The 21,317-nt window shown below is 66.2% G+C and carries 14 protein-coding genes and 1 riboswitch; of the genes, 1 reads left to right on the top strand and 13 read right to left on the bottom strand.

Annotation, left to right across the window (positions count from 1 at the left end; genetic code table 11):
* Positions 1–20 precede the first annotated feature (20 nt).
* From nagE to V6M50_RS05850, 5 genes are all read right to left on the bottom strand, one after another.
* On the bottom strand, positions 21–1,703 hold the full coding sequence (nagE, locus tag V6M50_RS05870) for an N-acetylglucosamine-specific PTS transporter subunit IIBC (RefSeq protein ID WP_332817622.1): 1,683 nt from the start codon (positions 1,701–1,703) through the stop codon (positions 21–23).
* The gene (ptsP, locus tag V6M50_RS05865; RefSeq protein ID WP_332817621.1) at positions 1,700–4,189 is read right to left on the bottom strand and encodes a phosphoenolpyruvate--protein phosphotransferase; all 2,490 of its coding nucleotides are present in this window, start codon (positions 4,187–4,189) and stop codon (positions 1,700–1,702) included. The genes nagE and ptsP overlap by 4 nt, the downstream gene beginning before the upstream one ends.
* Positions 4,190–4,238: 49 nt before the next feature.
* Complete coding sequence (gene nagA / locus V6M50_RS05860) at positions 4,239–5,405, bottom strand: N-acetylglucosamine-6-phosphate deacetylase (protein WP_332817620.1); 1,167 nt, start codon at positions 5,403–5,405, stop codon at positions 4,239–4,241.
* Positions 5,402–6,439 (bottom strand): SIS domain-containing protein, encoded by a 1,038-nt coding sequence (locus V6M50_RS05855; protein ID WP_332817619.1) that lies wholly within the window; start codon positions 6,437–6,439, stop codon positions 5,402–5,404. Before V6M50_RS05855 ends, nagA begins: the two co-directional genes overlap by 4 nt.
* A gap of 341 nt (positions 6,440–6,780) precedes the next feature.
* Positions 6,781–7,518 (bottom strand): GntR family transcriptional regulator, encoded by a 738-nt coding sequence (locus V6M50_RS05850; RefSeq protein ID WP_332817618.1) that lies wholly within the window; start codon positions 7,516–7,518, stop codon positions 6,781–6,783.
* 352 nt (positions 7,519–7,870) lie between these two features.
* Between V6M50_RS05850 and V6M50_RS05845 the strand changes: the two genes are divergently transcribed.
* A complete protein-coding gene (locus V6M50_RS05845) occupies positions 7,871–10,396 on the top strand; it encodes a family 20 glycosylhydrolase (protein WP_332817617.1) in 2,526 nt (841 codons plus the stop codon).
* Positions 10,397–10,405: 9 nt separating this feature from the next.
* Here the strand turns inward: V6M50_RS05845 and V6M50_RS05840 are convergent, their stop codons facing one another.
* The 8 genes from V6M50_RS05840 to bglX all read right to left on the bottom strand — a co-directional run bounded on the left by V6M50_RS05840 (position 10,406) and on the right by bglX (position 21,233).
* Positions 10,406–11,182, bottom strand: a complete 777-nt coding sequence (locus V6M50_RS05840; protein WP_332817616.1) for an ABC transporter ATP-binding protein — start codon at positions 11,180–11,182, stop codon at positions 10,406–10,408.
* Positions 11,176–12,168, bottom strand: a complete 993-nt coding sequence (locus tag V6M50_RS05835) for a FecCD family ABC transporter permease (RefSeq protein ID WP_332817615.1) — start codon at positions 12,166–12,168, stop codon at positions 11,176–11,178. Before V6M50_RS05835 ends, V6M50_RS05840 begins: the two co-directional genes overlap by 7 nt.
* Positions 12,165–13,019: an ABC transporter substrate-binding protein gene (locus V6M50_RS05830; protein ID WP_332817614.1), complete on the bottom strand. Its 855-nt coding sequence runs from the start codon at positions 13,017–13,019 to the stop codon at positions 12,165–12,167. The genes V6M50_RS05835 and V6M50_RS05830 overlap by 4 nt, the downstream gene beginning before the upstream one ends.
* Entirely contained in the window at positions 13,019–13,627 is a 609-nt protein-coding gene (gene cobO / locus V6M50_RS05825) for a cob(I)yrinic acid a,c-diamide adenosyltransferase (RefSeq protein ID WP_332817613.1), read from the bottom strand. The genes V6M50_RS05830 and cobO overlap by 1 nt, the downstream gene beginning before the upstream one ends.
* Positions 13,627–15,549 carry a TonB-dependent receptor plug domain-containing protein gene (locus V6M50_RS05820; RefSeq protein WP_332817612.1) on the bottom strand — a complete coding sequence of 641 codons (1,923 nt, stop codon included), beginning with the start codon at positions 15,547–15,549 and terminating at the stop codon, positions 13,627–13,629. Before V6M50_RS05820 ends, cobO begins: the two co-directional genes overlap by 1 nt.
* Before the next feature lie 178 nt (positions 15,550–15,727).
* Positions 15,728–15,946, bottom strand: a riboswitch (cobalamin riboswitch).
* 78 nt (positions 15,947–16,024) lie between these two features.
* On the bottom strand, positions 16,025–17,263 hold the full coding sequence (locus V6M50_RS05815) for an MFS transporter (protein ID WP_332817611.1): 1,239 nt from the start codon (positions 17,261–17,263) through the stop codon (positions 16,025–16,027).
* Between the two features lie 81 nt (positions 17,264–17,344).
* The gene (locus tag V6M50_RS05810; RefSeq protein ID WP_332817610.1) at positions 17,345–18,904 is read right to left on the bottom strand and encodes a sulfatase family protein; all 1,560 of its coding nucleotides are present in this window, start codon (positions 18,902–18,904) and stop codon (positions 17,345–17,347) included.
* 10 nt (positions 18,905–18,914) lie between these two features.
* On the bottom strand, positions 18,915–21,233 hold the full coding sequence (gene bglX, locus V6M50_RS05805; protein WP_332817609.1) for a beta-glucosidase BglX: 2,319 nt from the start codon (positions 21,231–21,233) through the stop codon (positions 18,915–18,917).
* Positions 21,234–21,317: the final 84 nt, after the last annotated feature.

The raw sequence follows: 21,317 nt of genomic DNA, 5'->3' as shown, positions 1-21,317 counted from the left end.
TCGGCGCGCCGCTCGCCCTGTCAGATCAGGATATGGCAGACATCGGGCCGCGGGCGGACGACGCCGTGCGTCAGGCGCGCGAGCGCCCCCTCGTCGACACGGGCAGCATCGGCGAGTTCGACCCGGACGCGACCATGCAGCGCGTGGACGGTGCTGACATTGGCGTCGCCGCCGAGCGCGCCGATAACTTCCGCCGGAAGCCCCGAGGCGTCGGCGCTGCCAGCCACCACCGGGGTGAGCGTCGCAGCCGCCGCAGCACCGCTCCACGCCAAGGCGCCGCGGATTTCCTCGGCGACCAGATCGGCGATCGGCCCGAGCACGACCTGCGCGGCCTTTTCCGACGGGCGGATGATCCCGCGCGCGCCGAGCGCGGAGAGCGCCGCATCGTCGATCGCCTGCTGGTCGGCGACGATCAGGCGCAAGCGGGTGGTACAGGCATCGACGCTGACCAGATTGGCCGCGCCGCCCAGCGCCGCGACAAAGGCTTCGCCGCGCCCGCTGCCTGCCGATTGGATCGCGGCTTCGGCGACCGCACCCTTTTCGCGCCCCGGCGTCGCGAGGTCGAACCGGCGGATGAAGAAGCGGAACAGGCCGTAATAGAGTGCGGCATAAGCGGCGCCGATCGGCAGCAGCATCCACGGCCGCGTCGCGAGGCTGAAGTTCAGCACATAGTCGAACAGCCCCGCCGAAAAACCGAACCCCAGCTTGACGCCTAGCGCATTCATCAGCGCCATCGAGACGCCGGTGAGCAGCGCGTGGATCGCGTAAAGCAGCGGCGCGACGAACATGAAGGTGAACTCGATGGGTTCGGTCACGCCGGTCAGGAAGCTGGTGAAAGCCAGGCTGAAGAGCATGCCGCCGACCGCCTTGCGCCGTTCGGGCCGCGCCTCGTGATACATGGCGAGACACGCGGCGGGCAGGCCGAACATCATCACCGGGAAAAAGCCCGACATGAACGCGCCCGCGTTGGGATCGCCCGCAAAGAAGCGCCGCAGGTCGCCCGTCGCGCCCCCGAAATCGCCGACGACGAACCAGGCGGCGTTGTTGATGATGTGGTGCAGCCCGGTGACGATCAGCAGCCGGTTGAGCACGCCATAGACGAAGAGGCCAGCGCCGCCGCTCTCGACCACCGTGCGGCTCGCGCTATCGATCGCGCCGCTGATATGCGCATAGCCATAGCCGAGCACGGCCGCGAGGAGCAGGCCCGCGACGCCGCTGGCGATCGGCACGAAACGCCGGCCGCCGAAGAAAGCGAGATATTCGGGGAGCGCAATCGTCGCGAAACGGTTGTAGAAATTGCCGCCGATCAACCCCGACAAAATGCCTATCGGCACTTCGAGCTTGTCGATCTGGGTCAATGCCCAGTTCTTTCCCGCTAGCGCCGCCGCCGCCTCGGGCAATCCAGTAGCAATATCGGGCGGCGCGGTCAGGAAGGTCTGCGCGCCGGTGGTGGTGACGAGATAGCAGACCACGCCCGCAAGCGCGGCGGCGCCATTGCCGTCGCGCGCAAAGCCGACCGCGACGCCGATCGCGAACAATATGCCGAGGTTCTCGAAGATCGCCGCACCGGCGGCGGTGATGAAGGCGATGTCGAGCAGGTCGGGCTGGCCGATGCGCAGCAGCAGACCGGCGATCGGCAGCACCGCGATCGGCAACATCAGCGCACGGCCGAGCGGCTGGAGCGCTTCGAGCATCTTTTTCATCGACGTGTCTCCTCGAATGCGCGGGCGAGCGCGCGAACCTCGGCCGCCGATTTGCATTGCAGCGCGAGCTCGGCATGCGCGCGCGTTTCGACCATGGTCAGGCCGCGCACGATCTGCTTCGCCTCGGCGACGAAGCCCGGGACGGCCGACAATTCGGTGGCGCCGAGCCCGACAAGGATCGGCAGCGCCGCGGGATCGGAGGCGAGCCCGCCGCACACCCCGACCCAGCGCCCGCGCGCGGTGGCGAGGCGGCAGGTTTCGCCGATCATGCGCAGGACGGCGGGGTGCATCGCATCGACCCCGGCGGCGACCGCGGGATTGCCGCGATCCATCGCCAGCACATATTGGGTGAGGTCGTTGGTGCCGATCGACAGGAAATCGGCCTCGACCGCGAGCAGGTCGGCGGTCATCGCCGCCGCCGGGGTCTCGACCATCACGCCGACCTCGACCGGGGTCGCAATCCCCATCTCGCCGCGCAGCCGGTCGACGAGCGCGCGCACGTGCCGCAGTTCGTCGATGTTCGCGACCATCGGGATCATGATCTTGCACTGGCCGGCGGGCTGGACCCGCAGGATCGCGCGGACCTGCGTTTCGAGCAGCGCGGGGTGCGCGAGTGCGACGCGGATGCCGCGCTGGCCGAGCGCCGGATTTTCCTCATGCGCGATGGGGATATAAGCGGCGGGCTTGTCGCCGCCGATGTCGAGCAGGCGGATGATGACGGGCTGGCCCGCCAGCGCGTCGGCGATCGCCTGATAGGCAGCGTGCTGTTCGTCCTCCGACGGCGCGGTGTCGCGGCCCAAGAACAGGAATTCGCTGCGGACGAGCCCCGATCCCTCGGCGCCTTGCGTGGCAGCGAGCGCGGCATCCTCGGCGCTGCCGAGATTGGCGAAGATTTCGATGCGCGTGCCATCGGCGGTCTGGCATGCATCCTTCGCCGCCGCCTTCGCCGCTTCGCGTCGCGCGTCGCGCTTCGCCAGCCGCGCCGTGAAGGCTTCGGCATCGGCGGGCGAGGGGGCGGCGGTGACATGCCCCATCTCGGCATCGAGCAGCAACGGCGTTCCGTCCTCGACCGCATCGAGCGCATCGCCCATCGCGACAAGCGCGGGAAGCCCCATGCCCGCGCAAAGGATCGCGACATGCGACGTCGGACCACCGCGCGCGAGGCAGATGCCCGCGGGTTTCGCCGCCGCGAGCACCACGAGCTGCGACGGCAACAAATCGTCGGTGACCACAATCGCGCCTGCGGAAACCGCATCGGCATCGACCGGCGTGCCGGTCAGCGTCGACAGCAATTGGCGCTCGATATCGACGAGATCGTCGATGCGTTCGATCAGATGCGCGTTGCCCGTCGCGCGGATCGCGTCGATCTGGTCGTGGATCGCGCCGCGCCAGGCAAATCCGGCGCTGCGTCCTTCCACGATACGCTTCTCTGCACCTGCGAGCAGTTCGGGGTCGTCGATCAACGCGAGATGCGCCTGCATCACCGCCGCGACGTTGCCGTCCGCGCTGTCCGCACGCGCCGCGATCCGGCCGCGAACGTCACTCCGCGCGGCGAGCAGGGCGGTGCGTTCTTCGACTGCGCCAATGCCCTCGCGCGCGACCGCGATTTCGGCTTGGCGGAGCCGCGCCGCCGGCCCCATGGCGAGCCCGGGGGACGCGATTACGCCGCCAATTTGTCCCGCGCGCAGCACTTGCGCCTCGATTGCCGTGGCGGGCGCCGTGGCCGGCGCGCCTTCGCCCATGTCGGTTCCGAGCAGCGCGACAATCGCCGCGAGCGCCGCCTCGGCATCGTCGCCGCGCGCCTGCACGGCGACGTTGTCGCCAAGGCGGGTGCCGAGCGCGAGCAGCGCGACGGTGCTGCGCGCATCGCCGCGCTTGTCGCCGTTCAGCAGATGGACTTCGGCCTCGAAGCCGCGTGCGGTTTCGCCGATCCGCGCCGCCGGGCGGGCATGGATGCCGTGGGGCAGCGACAGCGTCACCACCTGCTCGATCACCGTGCCGTCGTCCGACCGGCGCCGCGCCTTGCCCTGCACCGGGACCAATGTCATCAGCGCCTCGCACGCCCCGATCGTGCAATCGATCGTGCGGCGGCTGATCGCGAAGGCTTCGGCGTTGGTGACGATGACCGGGGTAATCAGGCTCGTCGCGGCGAGCGCCACCGCGTCGAGGTCGAAACGGATCAGCGGATCGCCGCGCGATACCTTCTCGCCGATCGCGACGAGCGCGGTGAAGCCTTCGCCCTTCAGCATCACGGTGTCGAGCCCGATATGGATCAGCACCTCGGCGCCCTCGGCGCTGCGCAGCGAAATCGCATGGCCCGCGTCGTGGAGCGTCACCACCTCGCCGTCGAACGGGGCGAAGATCGTGTCGCCGAGCGGCTGGATCGCGACGCCGTCGCCCATCATCCGCTGGGCAAAGACCGGGTCGGGAACGCTGTCGAGTGCCGAGACCCAACCCCTGAGCGGAGAGGTGATAATCAGGCTCATCGGTCTATTCCCCAAAACTTCCGCCGCTTGTTGTCATGCGGCTTGTGTATCATTGTGCGGCTTGGGCAAGATCCGCCGCGGTTTGCGGGACGATCCGTCCGCCGATCCACGTCGCGCGCGGCGACAGCGCGGCGTCGAGCCAGACCCAGTCGGCGCGGTGGCCGGGGGCGATTGCCCCGATGCTGTCCTGCAACGACAGGAAGGCGGCAGGAGTCGCGCTGGCCATCGCCGACACGTCGGTCACGGACAGGCCCGTCACCTCGACCGTCTTGCGCAGCGCCGACGCCATGTCGAGATGGGTGCCGGCAAGCGTGCCGTCCTCGAAAATGCAGACGCCGTCCTTCACCGCGATGCGCTTGCCCTGCAGGGTGAATTCGCTGACGTCGGTGCCAACGCTGGGCATCGCATCGGTGACCAGCATGATGCGGTCCTTGCCCTTTGCCTTGACTGCGAGTCGCACGACCGCGGGATGGAGGTGGACGTCGTCGACGATCAGCCCGCAATAGCTATCCGAATCAAACGCCGCGCCGACCGCGCCCGGCTCGCGATGATGCAGCGGCGACATCGCGTTGAACAAATGGGTGAAGCCGGTGAGCCCCGCGCCGATTGCGCGCTGTGCCTCGTCATAGGTTGCGTCGCTATGCCCCGCGCTGACGATCACGCCGTGGCGGACGAGGGTGCGGATGTCGTCCTCGTCGCACAGTTCGGGCGCGAGCGTCAGCATCACGCGCCCGCGATGCGGTGCGGTGAGCGTTGCGAGCGTGTCGGCGTCGAGGCGGCGGATGCGGTGGGCTTCGTGAATGCCGCGCTTCACCTCGTTGATAAACGGCCCTTCGATATGGATGCCGACGACCCCCGGCACCCCCTGTTCGATCGCGGCATCGATCGCCGCGAGCGCCGAGGCGATCTGGGCGGGGGTGTCGCTGATCAGCGTCGGCAGGAAAGACGTCGTGCCGAACCGCGCATGCGCCGCGCCGATCGCCGCGATCGCTTCGACATCGACCTGGTCGTTGAACAGAACCCCGCCGCCGCCATTGACCTGCGTATCGACAAAGCCGGGAAGCAGCCAGCCGCCGTCAAGGTCGATCACCTGGTCCGCCGGCGTGTCTGCGGCGGGCGTGACGGATATGACGGCGCCGTCGGCGATGGCAATATCTGCCGCGTCGACGGTGCTGCCCGGCAGTGCGACCCAGCCGTTGTGGAAACGAAAGATCATAAAGTCTCGGTAACCTTGTTGAGATGCGGAGGCGAGTCGGGGTTGTGGCCCCGCGCCAGCGCGAGTGCGCTCGCCATGCGGTAGAAGCTCTGGATCATCAGGATCGGCTCGATTGCGGCATGCGCCGCGATGGCCGGCAGGTTGCCGCTGTCAGGATCGGCGAGCAGGACCGTTGCGCCGCGGCCGCGGAATTCGTCGGCCGCTTCGCGCACGCTCACCGCCGCGCGGTCGCTGCCGCCCAGGGCGAGGACGTGGAAGGCGTCGCCGACGATCGCCATCGGGCCGTGGCGCACTTCGGCGGCGCTGAAACATTCGGCGTGGAGCCCCGAGGTCTCCTTGAATTTGAGCGCCGCCTCCTGCGCGATGCCGAGGCCGTAGCCGCGGCCGAGGACGAACAGGTTCGTGGCGCCCTGATACGCCGCGATGGCGGGCGACCAGTCGAGCGCGAAGGCCTGCTCAAGCTGCGCGGGCAGGGTGGCCAGCGCGTCTTCGAGCGCGGCGTCTTCGGCCCACGCCGCGACGAGCGCCGCGATCGCGGCGAGCGAGCCGATATAGGATTTGGTCGCGGCGACCGATCGTTCGACCCCGGCGGAAAGCGGGATCGTCACATCGGCCAACGCGGCGAGCGGCGTATCTTCGGCATTGACGAGCGCAACGACAAAGGCGCCGGCGTCGCGCTGCTGTTCGACCGCGGCGAGCAGGTCGGGGCTCTGGCCCGACTGCGAAATTGCCAGGCACAGGCGGTTTCCCGCAACGGCGGGGGCGTCATAGAGCGAGGCGATCGACAGCGCGGCCGATGCGGTCGGCGTCCCCGTCATCGTCTCGATCAGATATTTGGCATAGGTTGCCGCATGGTCCGACGATCCGCGCGCGCAGGTCACGACGGCTGCCGGCGGCGAGGCGCGCAGGCGCCGGCCGATCTCGGCGAAGGCCGAGCGATTCGCATCGAGCATGCGCGTGACGGCGACGGCGGCTTCCCCGGCTTCCCTCTCCATCAGCGTTTGTCGTCCGTCTACTGCGGCGTTCGGCGTCATATATCTTGTCTCCGGATCGGGCGATGTGACCGCTCGGTGATTGGTACTATATAGGTTATATATAACTCATCAAGATGTATGTTTGCGTGCATCAAATTTTTGATGATCCGGCTGTTGCAACCGACGTTAGGATCCCGAAGGATCCACCTTCCCCCTTGATGGGGGAAGATACGCAGCCTTGCCGCGAAGCGGCTAGGCGGAGTTGGTGGCGCGTCCTTGCGCCGCCGCTGCTTCAGGCCGAGAGAGCACCCCCACCACTGCAACTAGCCAGCAAGCTGGCAAGTCTCGCTGCCTCCCCCATCAAGGGGGAAGGGGTACGGGACAATCGAAGCGACTATGCGCTACCCGTTCAGCTCGGCAACGACGTCATAGGCGTCGCCGCGATAAAAGCTCTGGGTGAATTCGGCGGTGCGTCCGTCGGCGAGGAAGCCGCGGCGCTCGATGAACAGCCCGGGCATGCCGGGCTCGATGCCCAGCACCTCGGCCTGTTCGGGCGAAAAGGCGATGGCGCGCAGCCGCTGGAGCGCGCGCACGGGCAAGTGGCCCGCCGCCTCCAGCGCTTCATAGAGCGACGCGCCGACCGCCTCGACCGAAGGCAGGCAGTAAGCCGGGATCGTCGCATATTCGAGCGCCATCGAGGTGTCGTCGGCATAGCGGATGCGATGGAAGCGATAGACGAGTGAGCCCGGCGACAGGCCGAGCGACAGCGCCTCTTCGGGGGTCACCGCGCCGGCGGTCTTGCTCATCCATTTGCTGGTCGGCCGCCGCCCGCGCGACACCATATCCTGCGAAAAGGAGGTGAGTTTCGAAAAGCTCTTCTCGACGCGCGGCCGCGTGACGAAGGTGCCGGCGCCGCGCCGGCGCGTGACGATGCCGTCGGCGACCAGCCCGTCGATCGCCTTGCGCACGGTGATGCGCGATACGTCGAATTCCTCGGCGAGATCGCGCTCGGTGGGGATGGCCTCCTCGGCCTTCACCACCTGCCCCTCGATCGCGTCGCGCAGGATCTTCTGCAGCTGCATGTAAAGCGGGGTGGGATCATCCTTCTGGAGCGGACCCACGCGTTCGATCAGTGACAAGGACTTGCTCCACCCTGATAGCCTGTGCGCTGGCCATAGGACCAGTGCCATAGCCCCATGTGTTGCATTGGTATCGTTGCGTCAATCGTTCCGAGCCCTTGAACGCGGCGATATAGCCGACCAAGACGGCACCGGGGTGGGACGATGATACGTCCGGACTATGATACTAATATGAAACCAATCAAGGTTTCGGCAATAGCGCGGCGCGTTGTATTTTTCGGCATATTGTCATTTTCCTTTTAAAACAGCCGTATCTGAAAGGCGTTGACCAGCCTGCACCTGCATGACAAATTAGATACAAATTATCGAGCGGGAGAGTGGAATGCGGAGCGGCGGGCTTCTGGGGATAGCGATGGCAGCGCTGGTTGCACCGGCCGTGCAGGCGAGCGCGGTTCCATCGCAGGCGTCGCTCGACCGCCTGGCCGATACCCTTGGTTACCGGCTCGATGTCGTCGACAACCGACCGGCGTGCCCGGCGGGGATCGAAGCCTGCTTCCTGTCGACGATCACGCTGACGATTCCCGAAACCTTGCCCGACAATCTGCCGACACAGGGCCTCTCGCTCACCTTCAGCTTCGTCAATCGGCTGCCGCTCGTCGAAAGCGACATCTTCACGCATCGGCTGATCAACGGTGACGTCCAGCAATTGACGCTGAAGCCCGGCGTGGCGCTGCGGCCGGGCGCGAAGCATCGGATCAAGCTGTGGGGCGTCGGCGCCAATTTCTCCAAGGCGTTCGCGATGCCGAACGCCTATCTGGTCGCCGACGGGCTGAAGCCGCGCACGATCGCGGCGACCCGCGCGGTGATCGATCCCGAGACCGGGCTGGAGATACTGCCCTTTGTCGCGCCAATGACCGACGAGGCGCGGCTTGCGACGAAAAGCGATACCGACAAGACGCGCTGGCTGACCGCCGAGCGCGCGTTTGACTTGCAGGCCGGGCGGCAGGCACCCGAGGCGACGGGGATCGCAATCCTGCCGAAACCGGCGAAAGCGTTGCAGGGCAAAGGCAAGCCGCTCGATCTTGGCCGCGGCATTGCGGTGATGCTGCAGGGGATAGGACGCGAGGCCATCGCACCGGCGCTGGCGGCGCTGCGCGGTTCCAGCGTGGCCGAAGGCGGCGTGGTGCCGCTGGCGATCCGCGTCGACACGGCGATGAAGCCCGAAGCCTATGTGCTCGACGCTACCGCGGAGGGCATCGCCGTCACCGCGCGCGACGCCGCGGGGGCAAGCTATGCGCTGCGTTCGCTCGCACAGCAGGCCGCGTTCGACAACGGCAAGCTGAAGCCGTTGCACGTCGAGGATGCCCCCGAATATGGCTTCCGCGGGCTGCACATCGACATTGGCCGCAACTTCCACGGCCGCGACCAGATATTGAAGCTGGTCGAGGCGATGGCGGCGTACAAGCTCAACAGGCTGCACCTCCATCTTGCAGAGGACGAAGGCTGGCGGATCGAGATCCCGGCGCTTCCCGAACTGGCGATGGTGGGATCGAAGCGTTGCCACGATCCGTCCGAGCAGACCTGCCTCCTGCCCCAACTCGGCGCCGGCCCGGACGGGACCAGCGGGGTCAATGGCTACCTGAGCGTCGCCGATTATGTGGCGATCGTGCAGGCGGCAGCGGCGCGGCAGATCGAGGTGATCCCGTCGATCGACATGCCCGGCCATTCGCGCGCCGCGATCAAGGCGATGGAGGCACGCTATGCCCGGCTGGCCGCGGAGGGGAAAAGGGCCGAGGCCGAGCAATACCGGCTGATCGACCCCGCCGACACCACCGAATATCGCAGCATCCAGAATTACAGCGACAACACGCTGAACGTCTGCCTGCCCGCCGCCTATCGCTTCGTCGACACCGTGGTCGACGCGCTCGCCGCCATGCACGAACAGGCCGGCGCGCCGCTCAAGACCTTCCACCTCGGCGCCGACGAGACCGCGGGCGCGTGGGTCAAATCGCCGGCGTGCAAGGCGATGATCGCCGAAAATGGCGGCGATGCGGGAAAGCTCACCCCGCGCTTCATCGAACGCGTGACGAAAAGCCTCGCCGCCAAGGGGTTGAAGGCCGGCGGCTGGAGCGACGGGATGGGGCATACCGAAACCGCGAGCTTGCCGAAGAAGGTTCAGACCAACATCTGGGGCGTGCTCCACAACGGCGCGATCCGCGAGGCGCACGACCAGATGAACCGCGGCTGGGACGCCGTGCTGTCGATCCCCGACCTCGGCTATTTCGACATGCCCTATGCGCCGCATCCCGATGAGGGCGGGTATCACTGGGCATCGCGCGGGGTCGACCCGTATCAGGTCTTCGGTTTCATGCCCGGCAACTTGCCCGCCAACGCCGCGACGATCCGCAACATCCATGCCGAGGGCAAGGCGATCGAGGACAAGCCCGTCCTCCAGCCCGGACACCGGGTCGTGGGCGTACAGGGGCAATTATGGAGCGAGACGATCCGCACCGACGGGCAGGTCGATTATATGCTCTTCCCGCGCCTGCTCGCGCTCGCCGAGCGCGCGTGGAGCCCGGCGCCGTGGACCCCCGCCTATCAGGCGGGCGCGAGTTATGAGTGGAATGACGCGCGCGTCGATCGCGCCAAGCTGAAGGCGGGTTGGCAGGATTTTGCCGGGCGCGTCGCAGCGCAATTCCCGATGCTCGAGCGCATGGGGATCGCCTATCGCGTCGCTCCCCCGGGCGCGCGGATCGTGGGCGGCAAGCTCGAGGCGAACAGCATGTTCCCCGGCACCGCCATCGAATATCGTATCGGCGACGGCGCCTGGACGCGCTATGCGGGACCGGTGGCGGTCAGCGGCGCGGTCGAATTGCGCAGCCGATCCGCCGACGGCAAGCGCGCCAGCCGGACGGTTCGGGTCGAACCTTCCCCGTGAAAGGCGCGCTCACGGTTTCGCCCGGCCGAAGGTGGTGATCGTCGGCCATTCGCCGCCGGTTTCGACCCGCGCGTCGATGCCATAGACCGCGCGCAGCCGTTCGGCGGTCAGCACCTCGGCAGGCGTCCCGTCGGCGATGATCCGCCCTTCGTCGATCAGCAGCAGCCGGTCGCAATAGCGCGCGGCGAGCGTCAAATCGTGCAGCACCGCGATCACGAGCGCGCCGCCCGCCGCCTCGGCGCGCAGCATGTCCATCACGTCGATCTGGTGCCCCGGATCGAGGCTCGCGAGCGGCTCGTCGGCGATCAGCGCGGGTGCCTCGACCGCGAGTGCGCGCGCGAACAGCACGCGGGCGCGTTCGCCGCCCGACAATTCGGTCGCGACCCGGTCACGCAGATCGAGGACGTCGGCGCGTTCCATCGCGCGTTCGATCGCCGCGGTATCGGCGTCGGCGATCCGCGACATCGGCGCGAGATGCGGCAGGCGCCCGAGCCCGACCAGCCGCTCGACGGTCAGCGGCCAGTGCAAGGTCTGCCCCTGCGGCACATAGGCGATCCGTCGTGCGAGGTCGGCGCGGGGCATCGCTGCCGCATCGACGCCGTCAACGCGCACTTGACCCGTTGCGGACACCAGAGCGAGCATCGCTCGCGCAAGCGTCGACTTGCCCGCGCCATTGGGGCCGACGATCCCGATCAGCGTGCCGGGGCCGAACTCGGCGCTGACGTCGTGGACGACGGCGCGGCGGCCGAGCATCACGCCGACACGGTCGAGGACCAGGCTCACCATAGCCGCCGCTCCCGCATCAGGTGGACAAGGAAGACCGGGACACCCAGAAAGGCGGTGACGACGCCAAGCTTCAGCTCGTTCGTCGTCGGGATGATGCGCACGCTAAGGTCGGCGAGCGTAAGCAGCGCCGCGCCGCCGATCGCCGAGGGCCACAGGATCGCCGACGGGCTGCGGTCGGTGAGCGGCCGGATCAGGTGCGGGACGATCAGCCCGACGAAGCCGATCGCGCCCGTTACCGCCACCGCGCCGCCGACGCCGATTGCGGTGCCGATCAGCAATCGCAATCTTGTGCGCCGCAGGTCGGTGCCGAGCGCCTGCGCCGCATCCTCGCCCAGCGTCAGCGCGTCGAGCGCGCGGCCATTCCACAGCAGCATCGCGGTGCCGATCGCGATGCAGGGCAGCGCGATCCACACATGATCGAACGACCGGTTTTCGAGGCTGCCGAGCAGCCAGGTCATGATCTCCATCGCCGCAAAGGGGTTCGGCGACAGGTTGAGCGCGAGGCTGGTCCCCGCGACCGCCAGCGTCCCGACCGCGATCCCGGCAAGGATTAGGGTCAGCGGGCTTTCTGCTTTGCCCGAAAGGACGAAGAGCAGCGCGAGCGACAACAGCGCGCCGCCTGTCGCGAGCAATGGCAACACGACGGGATGGATTTCGGCCAAGCCGAAATAGATCGCCGCCACGCCGCCGAGTGCCGCGGCGTTCGACGTGCCCAGCACCGAGGGTTCGGCAAGCGGATTGCGCAGATAGCCTTGCAACGCGGCGCCCGAGAGCCCGAGCATCGCGCCAACCGCGAGCGCCAGGATGGTGCGCGGCAGGCGGAGGTCGAAGAGGATGATCGTCGCGACCTTGTCGTCGTTGCCGGTTGCGGCGGCAATCAGCCGCGCGACCGACAGGTCGACAGCACCGAACAGCAGCGAGCCCATAGCGGCGGCGAGCGTGAGGAGCGAGAGCGCCGCGATCAGCGACCAGCGGGGGAGGGTCATGACGGTTTTCTCCCGTGCTGCGCGATCTGGTCCGCCATGCTGCGCGCCGCCTGCGCATAAGCGGGGCTACCGCACACCGTCCACGCCTGCGGCACGCTGATGCGCGGGATGTCTTTCAACGCCGGATGGTGCAGCATTTCGCTGCCCTGATCGGTCACCTTGTCGGTCGCGCTTTCGACGATCAGGAAATCGGGCTCGGCCGCGACCATTTCCTCAAGGCTCAGCTGCGACAGCGGCGGCTTGCCGAGCTTGCCGGCCAAATTGACGAGGCCGGCGCGCGTCATCAGATCGTCGATCAGCGTTCCCGTCCCCGTCATGTAACCGCGGCGCTGGTAATAGGCCGCGACGCGGCCTTTGCCGGGCTTGGGCAGCCCCGCAAGTTCGCCTTCCATCCGCGCGATCAGTGCGGTGCCGCGCTCGGGGTGGCCGACGGCAGCGGCGGTCTCGCGGATCGAGATATAGATTTCTTCGAGCGTGTTCGCCGTATCCAGATCGAGCAGCGGATAGGTCTGCGAGGGCAGCGCCGCCAGCGCCGCGCTGCGGCTTGCTGGCATGCCGACGATCAGATCGGGCTCGATCGCCAATATCTGCTCGGCCGAATTGCTGAGCAGCGGCAGCTCACGCGCCTTCGCCGCCTCGCCCGACATTTCGGCGTCGGTGGCATTGTGCGTCAATCCCGCGATCTGCCCCCGGTCGGCGAGCGCGAGCACGAGCTGGTCGGCACACAGGTTGATCGAGACGATGCGTTGCGGCACCGCCGGGGCTTTCGCGACCGGGCGGCCAGTCGTGGCCCATAGTGTGCCCACGCCGCCGAGCAGCAGCGCGAAGGCAAAGAGGCCGCGCGGCGACATCAGAATTCGATCCCCGCCTGCGCGCGCACATTCTGTTCGCGAAACGGATGCTTCACCTGCGCCATTTCGGTCACCAGATCGGCGGCGTCGATCAACAGCTGCGGTGCATTGCGGCCCGTGACGATGACATGCGTCATAGGCGGCTTGGCGGCCAGCGCCTCGAGCACCTCGTCGACCGGCAGATAATCATAGCGCAGCACGATATTGAGCTCGTCGGCGATCACCATCGCATAGGACGAGTCGGCGATCATGCGCTTGACCTCGTCCCACGCGGTGCGCGCCACCGCGATGTCGCGTGTGCGGTCCTGCGTATCCCAGGTGAAGCCTTCGCCCATCGGCTTAAATTCGATCAGGTCGGGGAAGCGGTCGAACACCGCTTTTTCGCCCGTCGCCATCGCGCCCTTCACGAACTGCACGACCCCCACCTTCATCCCGTGACCGATCGCGCGCACCGCCATGCCGAGCGCCGCTGAGGTCTTGCCCTTGCCGGGACCGGTATGGACGATGATCAGCCCCTTTTCGACCGTCTTCGCCGCGACCTTCTTCGCCTGCGCGGCCTGGATCTTCTTCATCTTCGCCGTGTGCTCGGCGTCGGTGCGCGCCTTCATCAGAAGCTCACCCGCACGCCGCCATAGGCCGCGCGGCCCGGCGAGGCGAAGCTGAAGACCTCCTCATAATCCTCGCCGATCAGGTTTTCGACGCGGCCATAGATCGCGAAGCGATCGGACAGCTTGTAGTCGGCGCCGAGGTTGACCAGCACATATTCCTTCATCGACACGGTTACCGGGATGAAGCTGGGATCAGTAAAGGCCTGGTCGGTGGTGCGGCCGTTGTAACGGACGGTCAGCGTCCCCGAAAAGCGCTGGTCGGCGCTGAAAATTGTCGTGTTAAGGCTGGCGACATGCTTCGGACGGCGCGCTTCGGCGACGCCATTTTCCTTGGCGTTGAGCCAGGTGTAGGCGAGGTCGAAGCGGATTTGGGGGATCGGCCGCGCGCTGACGAACGCCTCGATACCATGCTGCTTGCTGTCGGTCGTGCGGTTCCCCGGCGTTGCGTCGAAATTCGGCGGCGGAAAGTCGATGAAGATCTCGTTCTTCAATTTGGAATCGAACCAGGTCGCGCCGATCGTCGCCCAATCGTCCGCGCCAAAGCTCTGCTCGAGCCCGGCTTCCCAGCCTTCGGATTTTTCGGGCTTCAGGTTCGGATTGCCGATGTAGGTGCCATCGACAAAACCATAAAGATCGAAGAAACCGGGGTTCTTGACGCCCGTGCCATAGGCGGCGCGAACGCGCGTTCCGGTCGGCAGGCGATAGCTGCCCTGGACGCGCCACGTCGTCGCATCGTCGAAACGGTTGTTGTCGTCGTAGCGCACCGATGCGCCGAGCGAGAGATCGCCCGCGAGCAGCTCATACTGCCCGACGACGCCGAGGTTGTTCGCATGCTTCTCGCCCGGAAAACCGCCGGGGGTCAGCGTCTGGAAATTCTCGCGCTCGACGTCGACCGCGCCGGTCAGTCGGTGCGTGACCGCGTCGGTGCCGAAGCTGAGCGCCGAGGTGAAGCTGCCCTTGGTGCGTTGTCCCTTGTTGCCATAATCGAGCCCGAAGGGGCTGAAACCCTTGCGCTTGGTGTCGGCGAACTGGCCCGACAATGTGCTGACCCAGCGGCCGTCGAGCGCGGCAAACTGCGCCGATAGCAGGCCGAAGAAGGCCTCATTCTTGAAATACACGCCGGGGCTGTCGACCGTGAAGCCGAACAGCGGGTTCGTCGTATCGAACTCGCTGTTGTTTGTGTCGGCGTCGGTGTGGCTGTAACGCAGCACGCCGGTCAGCTTGAACGCCTCGCTCGCTGTCCAGTTGACCTTGGCGGTCGCGCCGATGCTGTCCGACCCGACGTCACGCGTGCCGCCGCGCGCGGTCGGATAGCCGTCGGTGCCATAATAGCTGCCCGAAATCGCATAGTCGAACGCGCCTGAAGCGCCCGCCGCGCGCGCGCCGCCGCTGATCGTCCCGAACGATCCGCCCTCGATCCGCGCGCTGATCCCCGGCGCCTCGCGGCCCGACAGCGTGATATAGTTGATCACCCCGCCGATCGCGTCGCTGCCATAGAGCGACGACTGCTGGCCGCGCAGCACCTCGATGCGCACCGCGGGATCGGCGATCAGCGTGCCGAGATCATATTCGCCCTGATAGGGGTCGGCCGCCTCGATGCCGTCGATCAGCACCAGCACATGGTTGCTCTCGGTGCCGCGGATGCGGATCTGCGTCTGGCCGCCGACCGCGCCGATACGCGTCACCGCGACGCCGGGCACATCGCGCAGCACGTCGGAAACGATACGTGTCTGGCGAAGTTCCAGCGCCTCGCTGTCGATCACCGTGACTGACGCGCCGAGTTGATCCGCTTCGATGCCCTCACCCGAGCGTGAGGCGGTGACGATGATCTCGTCGCCGGGGCGTTCGCCGCCGGCGGTCTCGGCAAGGGCTGGCGTCGCCGTCGCCAGTGCGAACAAGGAAATGGTCGTAAATTTCAACATGGGAAACCCCCGCACGCCGGCAACGAAGGCGGAGCCTGCCGATGCGCGGGCGCGATCGACCAATGCCGTGACTCGCAAGTGGCGTAAATGCCTGCGGCCCCGGCACCGAAGCGGCTCCAGCCGCTTGGTCGTCGCTCGACGGAATTCTCCGTGCCGCGGCCTTTCCCTGGGCCTTGGCATTGAGCGACCCACGCCGGCAGGTCTCCTGGCTCGCGGGTCGGGGCTTGATGCACGCCTTCCCAGGTTGCCCCAGTGGCTGATCCGAAAGCTTCGGATCGGTGCATCGCGCTCGCCGCTTACAGTTGCAGGGACAGCCTCGGCTTCGGGGGTTCAGGACGAACCCCGTTACCGCGTTCCCATTTTAAGCCCTTTCGGGCACCGGCGCGATCATGCGCGGGGCAAGCCCCGCACAGGGCGCCCATAGCGGAACCGCGGTTTTGCGCAATCGGCTTTATTGGCGCTCGACGATCGGGGCCTAGGGCAGGAGCCGCCCCTCATCGCGCCGCGGCATCGGCGCGACGAAGCGCAGGACCAATGCGGAAAGGACAAGCCAGCCGCCCGATGCCAGGATGGCAGCCGGCAGCGAGGCGAGGTCGGCGATCAGCCCGAGTGCATAGGCGCCGAGCGCCATCGCGCCAAAAGTCACCGCCTGATAGATCGACAGGCAGCGGCCGAGGATTTCCTCGGGCGAACGCAGCTGCATCGCGACGTTGAGCGTCGTCAGCATCGACACCCACGCCCCGCCCGCGACGAAGGCGGCGACCACGACCCACGGAAGGCTTGCGGTCAGCGCGACGGGCAGCATCGCGGCGGCGAAGATGAGCGAGGCCGCGGTCACCACCCGGTCGCTGCCCCAGCGGTGCCGCGCAGAACTCACCCACAGCGCACCGAAGATCGACCCCGCGCCGAAGGCGGCAAGGCACAGGCCATAGATGATTTCGGTTCCGTGCAGCCGGTCACGGACGAGCGAGGGCAACAGCGCCTGGAACCCCGCCGCGCCGAAACCGAAGGCAAAGCCGCGGATCAGCACGCGGCGTACCGGGTTCGAATGCGCGCAGAAACGGATGCCCGCCGCGATCGCGGTCAGCATCGAAATACGCCGCGGCGGCGTGGTTTCGGGATGCCAGCGCAGCAGCACGACGATCAGCACAATATAGCTGATCGCGTTGAGGCCAAAGGCCGCTGCCGTGCCGACAATCGAGATCAGCAGTCCGCCAAGTGCGGGGCCGACGCTGCGCGCGAGGTTATAGGCGATGGTGTTGAGCGCGATCGCCTGCGGCAGATCCCGTGGCCCGACCTGCAGCCGCACCGACGCCTGCCACGCCGGCCCGTTGAGCGCGGTGCCGCACCCGACGGCGAGGGTGAAGCAGAGCAGGGAAAGCGGGGTGATGGCGCCCAGATAGGTGGTTAGCGTCAGCAGCGCCGAAACGATGAGCATCCCGGTTTGCGCCGCGAGCATCACCCGTCGCCGGTCGAAATTGTCCGCGATCGCGCCCGCGAAGATGCCGAGCAGCAGGATCGGGATCGTCGCGCCCGCCTGCACCAACGCGATCAGCAGGTGCGAATTGGTGAGTTCGGTCATCAGCCACGCCGCGCCGACCGCCTGGATCATCGATCCCATGTTCGACGCGAGGTTGGCGATCCAGATCGCGCGAAATGCGGGGTAGCGGAAGGGCGCGAAAGACGATGGCGGGGATGGCGCGTCGGGACTCACAGGAAAGCGCGTAGCCCTGCTGGCACTTCGCGACAAGGGCATGAGGTTGGACGGCGAACCATCGTGTGCCGGAATGCCGCTCTAAATCGCCGGGCCACTATCGTCCTGATATTGGCGGCGAAGCTCGACCAGTTTCCGCTTCATCGTCGCGACTGGCGTCTTCATCGCCGGGTCGTCGATGCGATTGTGCATTTCGCCGGGATCGGTCTTCAGGTCATAAAATTCCCAGCTATCGATGTCGGCGCCATAGAAACGCACGAGCTTGTAGTGCTCGCCGCGCACGCCATAATGCGCGCGCACCGCGTGGAAGCCCGGATATTCATAATAATGATAATAGACATGCTTGCGCCAGTCGGCCGGCGGTTTTGCGCCGAACAACGCCCGCATCGACCGGCCCTGGATCGTGTCCGCGCCCTTGACCCCCGCAAAGTCGAGGAAGGTGGGTGCATAGTCGATATTCTGGATCGGCGCCGCGACCCGCGTGCCCGGGCGGATATGCCCGGGATACTGGATCAGGAAGGGCGTGCGCATCGATTCTTCGTAGATGAACCGCTTGTCGAACCAGCCATGCTCGCCAAGGTAAAAGCCCTGATCCGAGGTATAGACAACGATCGTATTCCGATCGAGCCCGCTGTCCTTCAGATAATCGAGCACCGCGCCGACGCCCTCGTCGACCGAGGCGACGGTGCCGAGATATTGCTGCATGTAACGCTGATATTTCCATAGCGCGAGGTCGCGGCCCGAGAGCTTCGCAGCATTCATCCGGTCGTTGTCCGCCTGCATCAGCGCGTCCCATTCGGCCTGCTGCTTGTGCGTCATGCGGTCGAACGCGCCGGGCCAGCGGTTATAGCGTAGCTGCGCAGATCCTTCGGCGACCGTCATCTTGAGGTCGTGGCCCTCGTACATGTCGCGATAGATGTTCATTTCCTGCATCGCCGCTGCCTTGCGGCCGACATAGTCGTCGAAATAATTGACGGGCACGGGAAAGGTGACGCCCTGATATTTCTGCACATGGCGCAGCGCGGGCATGAAATTGCGGTGCGGCGCCTTGTGGTGGATCAGGATCGCGAAGGGTTTCGACTTGTCGCGGCCGTTCTTCAGCCAGTCGAGGCTGAACTGCGTAATTAGGTCGGTCGCATAGCCTTCGACGACGTCGCGGCCTTTGGGTGTGATGATGTCGGGGTTATAATATTCGCCTTGGTCGTCGAGCACCTTCCAGTCGTCGAAACCGATCCCCTCGGGCGAATAGTTGATGTGCCATTTGCCGAACATTGCGGTCGTGTAGCCGGCTTGCGACAAGGCGCGCGGCCATACCCAGACGCTGTTGTCGAACTTGTTGCCATTCTGTTTGAAGCCGTGGGCGTTGCTCTGGCGCCCGGTGAGCAGCGTCGCGCGGCTCGGCCCGCAGAGCGAGTTGCCGACGAAGCTGTTGGTGAAGATCGCGCCATTTTTCGCGATACGATCGATATTCGGCGTCCGCGCGAGTTTCGACAGCGACGAGCCATAGGCCGAGATGGCCTGATAGGCGTGATCGTCCGACATGATGTAGACGATGTTCGGGCGCTCGGGTCCTTGCGCACGCGCCGGCGCGGTAAAAACCAGCGGCGCGGCGGCAAGGGCAATCAAGCGGCGAAAACGCATCGGCGTCATCCTATTCGGTCAGTTCGAAGCTCGTTTCCGATCCTTCGGCCGACGACGGGCCGACCCACAGCTTGTATTGGCCGGGTTCGCTGCCCCAGCTCATGTCGGCGCGGGTGAACGCCAGGTCGGCGTCGGTCAGCGTGAAGCGGATCGTGCGCTTTTCGCCCTTCTTGAGCATTATCTTCTGGAAGCCCTTCAGCTCCTTCACCGGCCGCGTCACCGATCCGACAAGGTCGCGGACATAGAGCTGCACCACTTCCTCGCCGTCGCGCGCGCCGCTGTTGGTTACGGTGACGGTCGCGGTCAACGGCTCGCCGGGCCGGATCTGCGCCTTGTCGAGCGTCACCGGCGAATAGGCGAAGCTCGTGTAGCTGAGGCCATAGCCGAAGGGATAAAGCGGCGTGTTCGGCGTGTTGAGATAGCGCGAGACATATTTCGCGCCGGGCGCACCCAGTTCGATCGGGCGCCCCGTGTTCTTCATGTCATAATGGATCGGCACCTGCCCGACGGTGCGGGGGAAGGTGACGGGCAATTTGGCCGATGGGTTATAGTCGCCGTAAAGCACATCGGCGATTGCATGGCCGCCCATCGTGCCCGGATACCAGGCCTCGACGATTGCATCGACGTTGGCGTCGGCCCATTCGATGCTGTTCGGGCGCCCGCTCATCAGGACGAGGATGATCGGCTTGCCGGTCTTTTCCAGCTCTTCGAGCAGCGCCTGCTGGTTGCCGGGCAGGTCCAGCGAAGTGCGGCTCGCCGCTTCGCCGGTCATGTCCCAGCGCTCGCCCATCGCGGCGATGATGACGTCCGATTTCTGCGCCAGCGCCAGCGCTTCGGCAAAGCCGTCCTGCTTGCCCGCATCCTCGAAACGATAGCTCGCGCCCTTGGCATAGGCGACGCTCGTCCCTTTCCGCGCGCCCGCCTGCAACCCTTCGAGCAGCGTCACCGGCCGCGTCTTGCGGTCGCCTGCGGCCGACCAGCTGCCGATCATATCCTCCTTGCTGTTGCCCAGCGGACCGATCACCGCGATCGATTTCGCGGTCGCGGCGAGGGGGAGGGCATTGTCCTTGTTCTTGAGCAGCACGATCGACTTGCGCGCGACGTCGCGCGCCGCGTCGAGGAATTCGGGTTTATAGATCGTCGCTTTCTCGCGCGCCTCGTCGGCATAGCGATAGGGATCCTCGAACAGGCCGAGGCGATATTTCATCTCGAGGATCGACTTTACCGCCGCGTCGATGCGCTTCATGTCGACCTTGCCCTCGGTGACCGACCCGGCGAGGTTTTCCATGTAGACCGCGCCCTGCATGTCCATGTCGACCCCGGCGCTGATCGCCTGCTCGCCCGCCTGTTTCAGGTCCTTGGCAAAGCCGTGCGGGACCATTTCGTTGATCGACGTGTAATCGGTTACCACGAAACCCTTGAAGCCCCATTTGTCGCGCAGCACGTCGGTCAAGAGATAGCGGCTGCCCGATGCCGGTACGCCGTCATATTCGTTGAACGACGTCATGAAGGTCGCGGCGCCGGCATCGGCGGCGGCCTTGAACGGCGGCAGGTAGACGTCGCGCATCGTGCGTTCCGAAATATCGACGGTGTGGTAGTCGCGCCCGGCCTGCGCCGCGCCATAGGCGGCGAAATGCTTCGCGGTCGCGAGGATCGTGTCGGGGCGCGACAAATCGTCGCCCTGATACCCGCGCACGCGGGCCTTGGCGATCAGGCTGCCGAGATAGACATCCTCGCCCGCGCCTTCGGAAATACGGCCCCAGCGCGGGTCGCGTGCGATGTCGACCATCGGCGAAAAGGTCCAGTGGATGCCCTCGGCCGACGCTTCGATCGCAGAAATTCGTGCTGCCTTTTCAATTGCCTGAAGGTCCCAGCTTGTGGCTTCTCCCAAAGAGATGGGGAAAATGGTGCGGTGCCCATGGATCACGTCATAACCAAAGATCAGCGGGATTTTCAGCCGTGTTCCGTCGACGGCGAGCTGCTGCAGCTCGCGCGTATATTTGGCGGTATAGGCGTTGAAGATCGCGCCGACGCGCCCGGCGCGGATGTCTTCCTTGTAACTGTCGCGCATCGTTGGGCCGGTCGATTCCCAATTGCTCGTCAGCAGGTTCAGCTGGCCGACCTTTTCGTCGAGCGTCATCTTCGCCATCAGATCGGCGACGAAACGGTCCATCTTCGGATCGGGGCGCATCCAGCCCGTCGAATCGGCGGGCGCCTTCTGGCTCGCGCTCTCGGCGGGCTTCGCGAGCAGGGGCGCAGGGGCGAGCTGTCCCGCCATCATCAGGGTCGCCAGCGTCAGATATGTCAGGTTGCGCGTTTTCGGCGGCATGATTCGTCCTTCCCAGTCGGATTTGTTTATACATTGTCACGCGGATTGGCCGAAATCGGCCAAAAACCGGCTGGTCCCCGATCG

The organism is Sphingopyxis sp. (genome assembly GCF_036675685.1).
Taxonomy (GTDB): domain Bacteria; phylum Pseudomonadota; class Alphaproteobacteria; order Sphingomonadales; family Sphingomonadaceae; genus Sphingopyxis.
The sequence above is the reverse complement of the archived record's forward strand: the minus strand, read 5'-3'. Positions and strand labels throughout refer to the sequence as shown.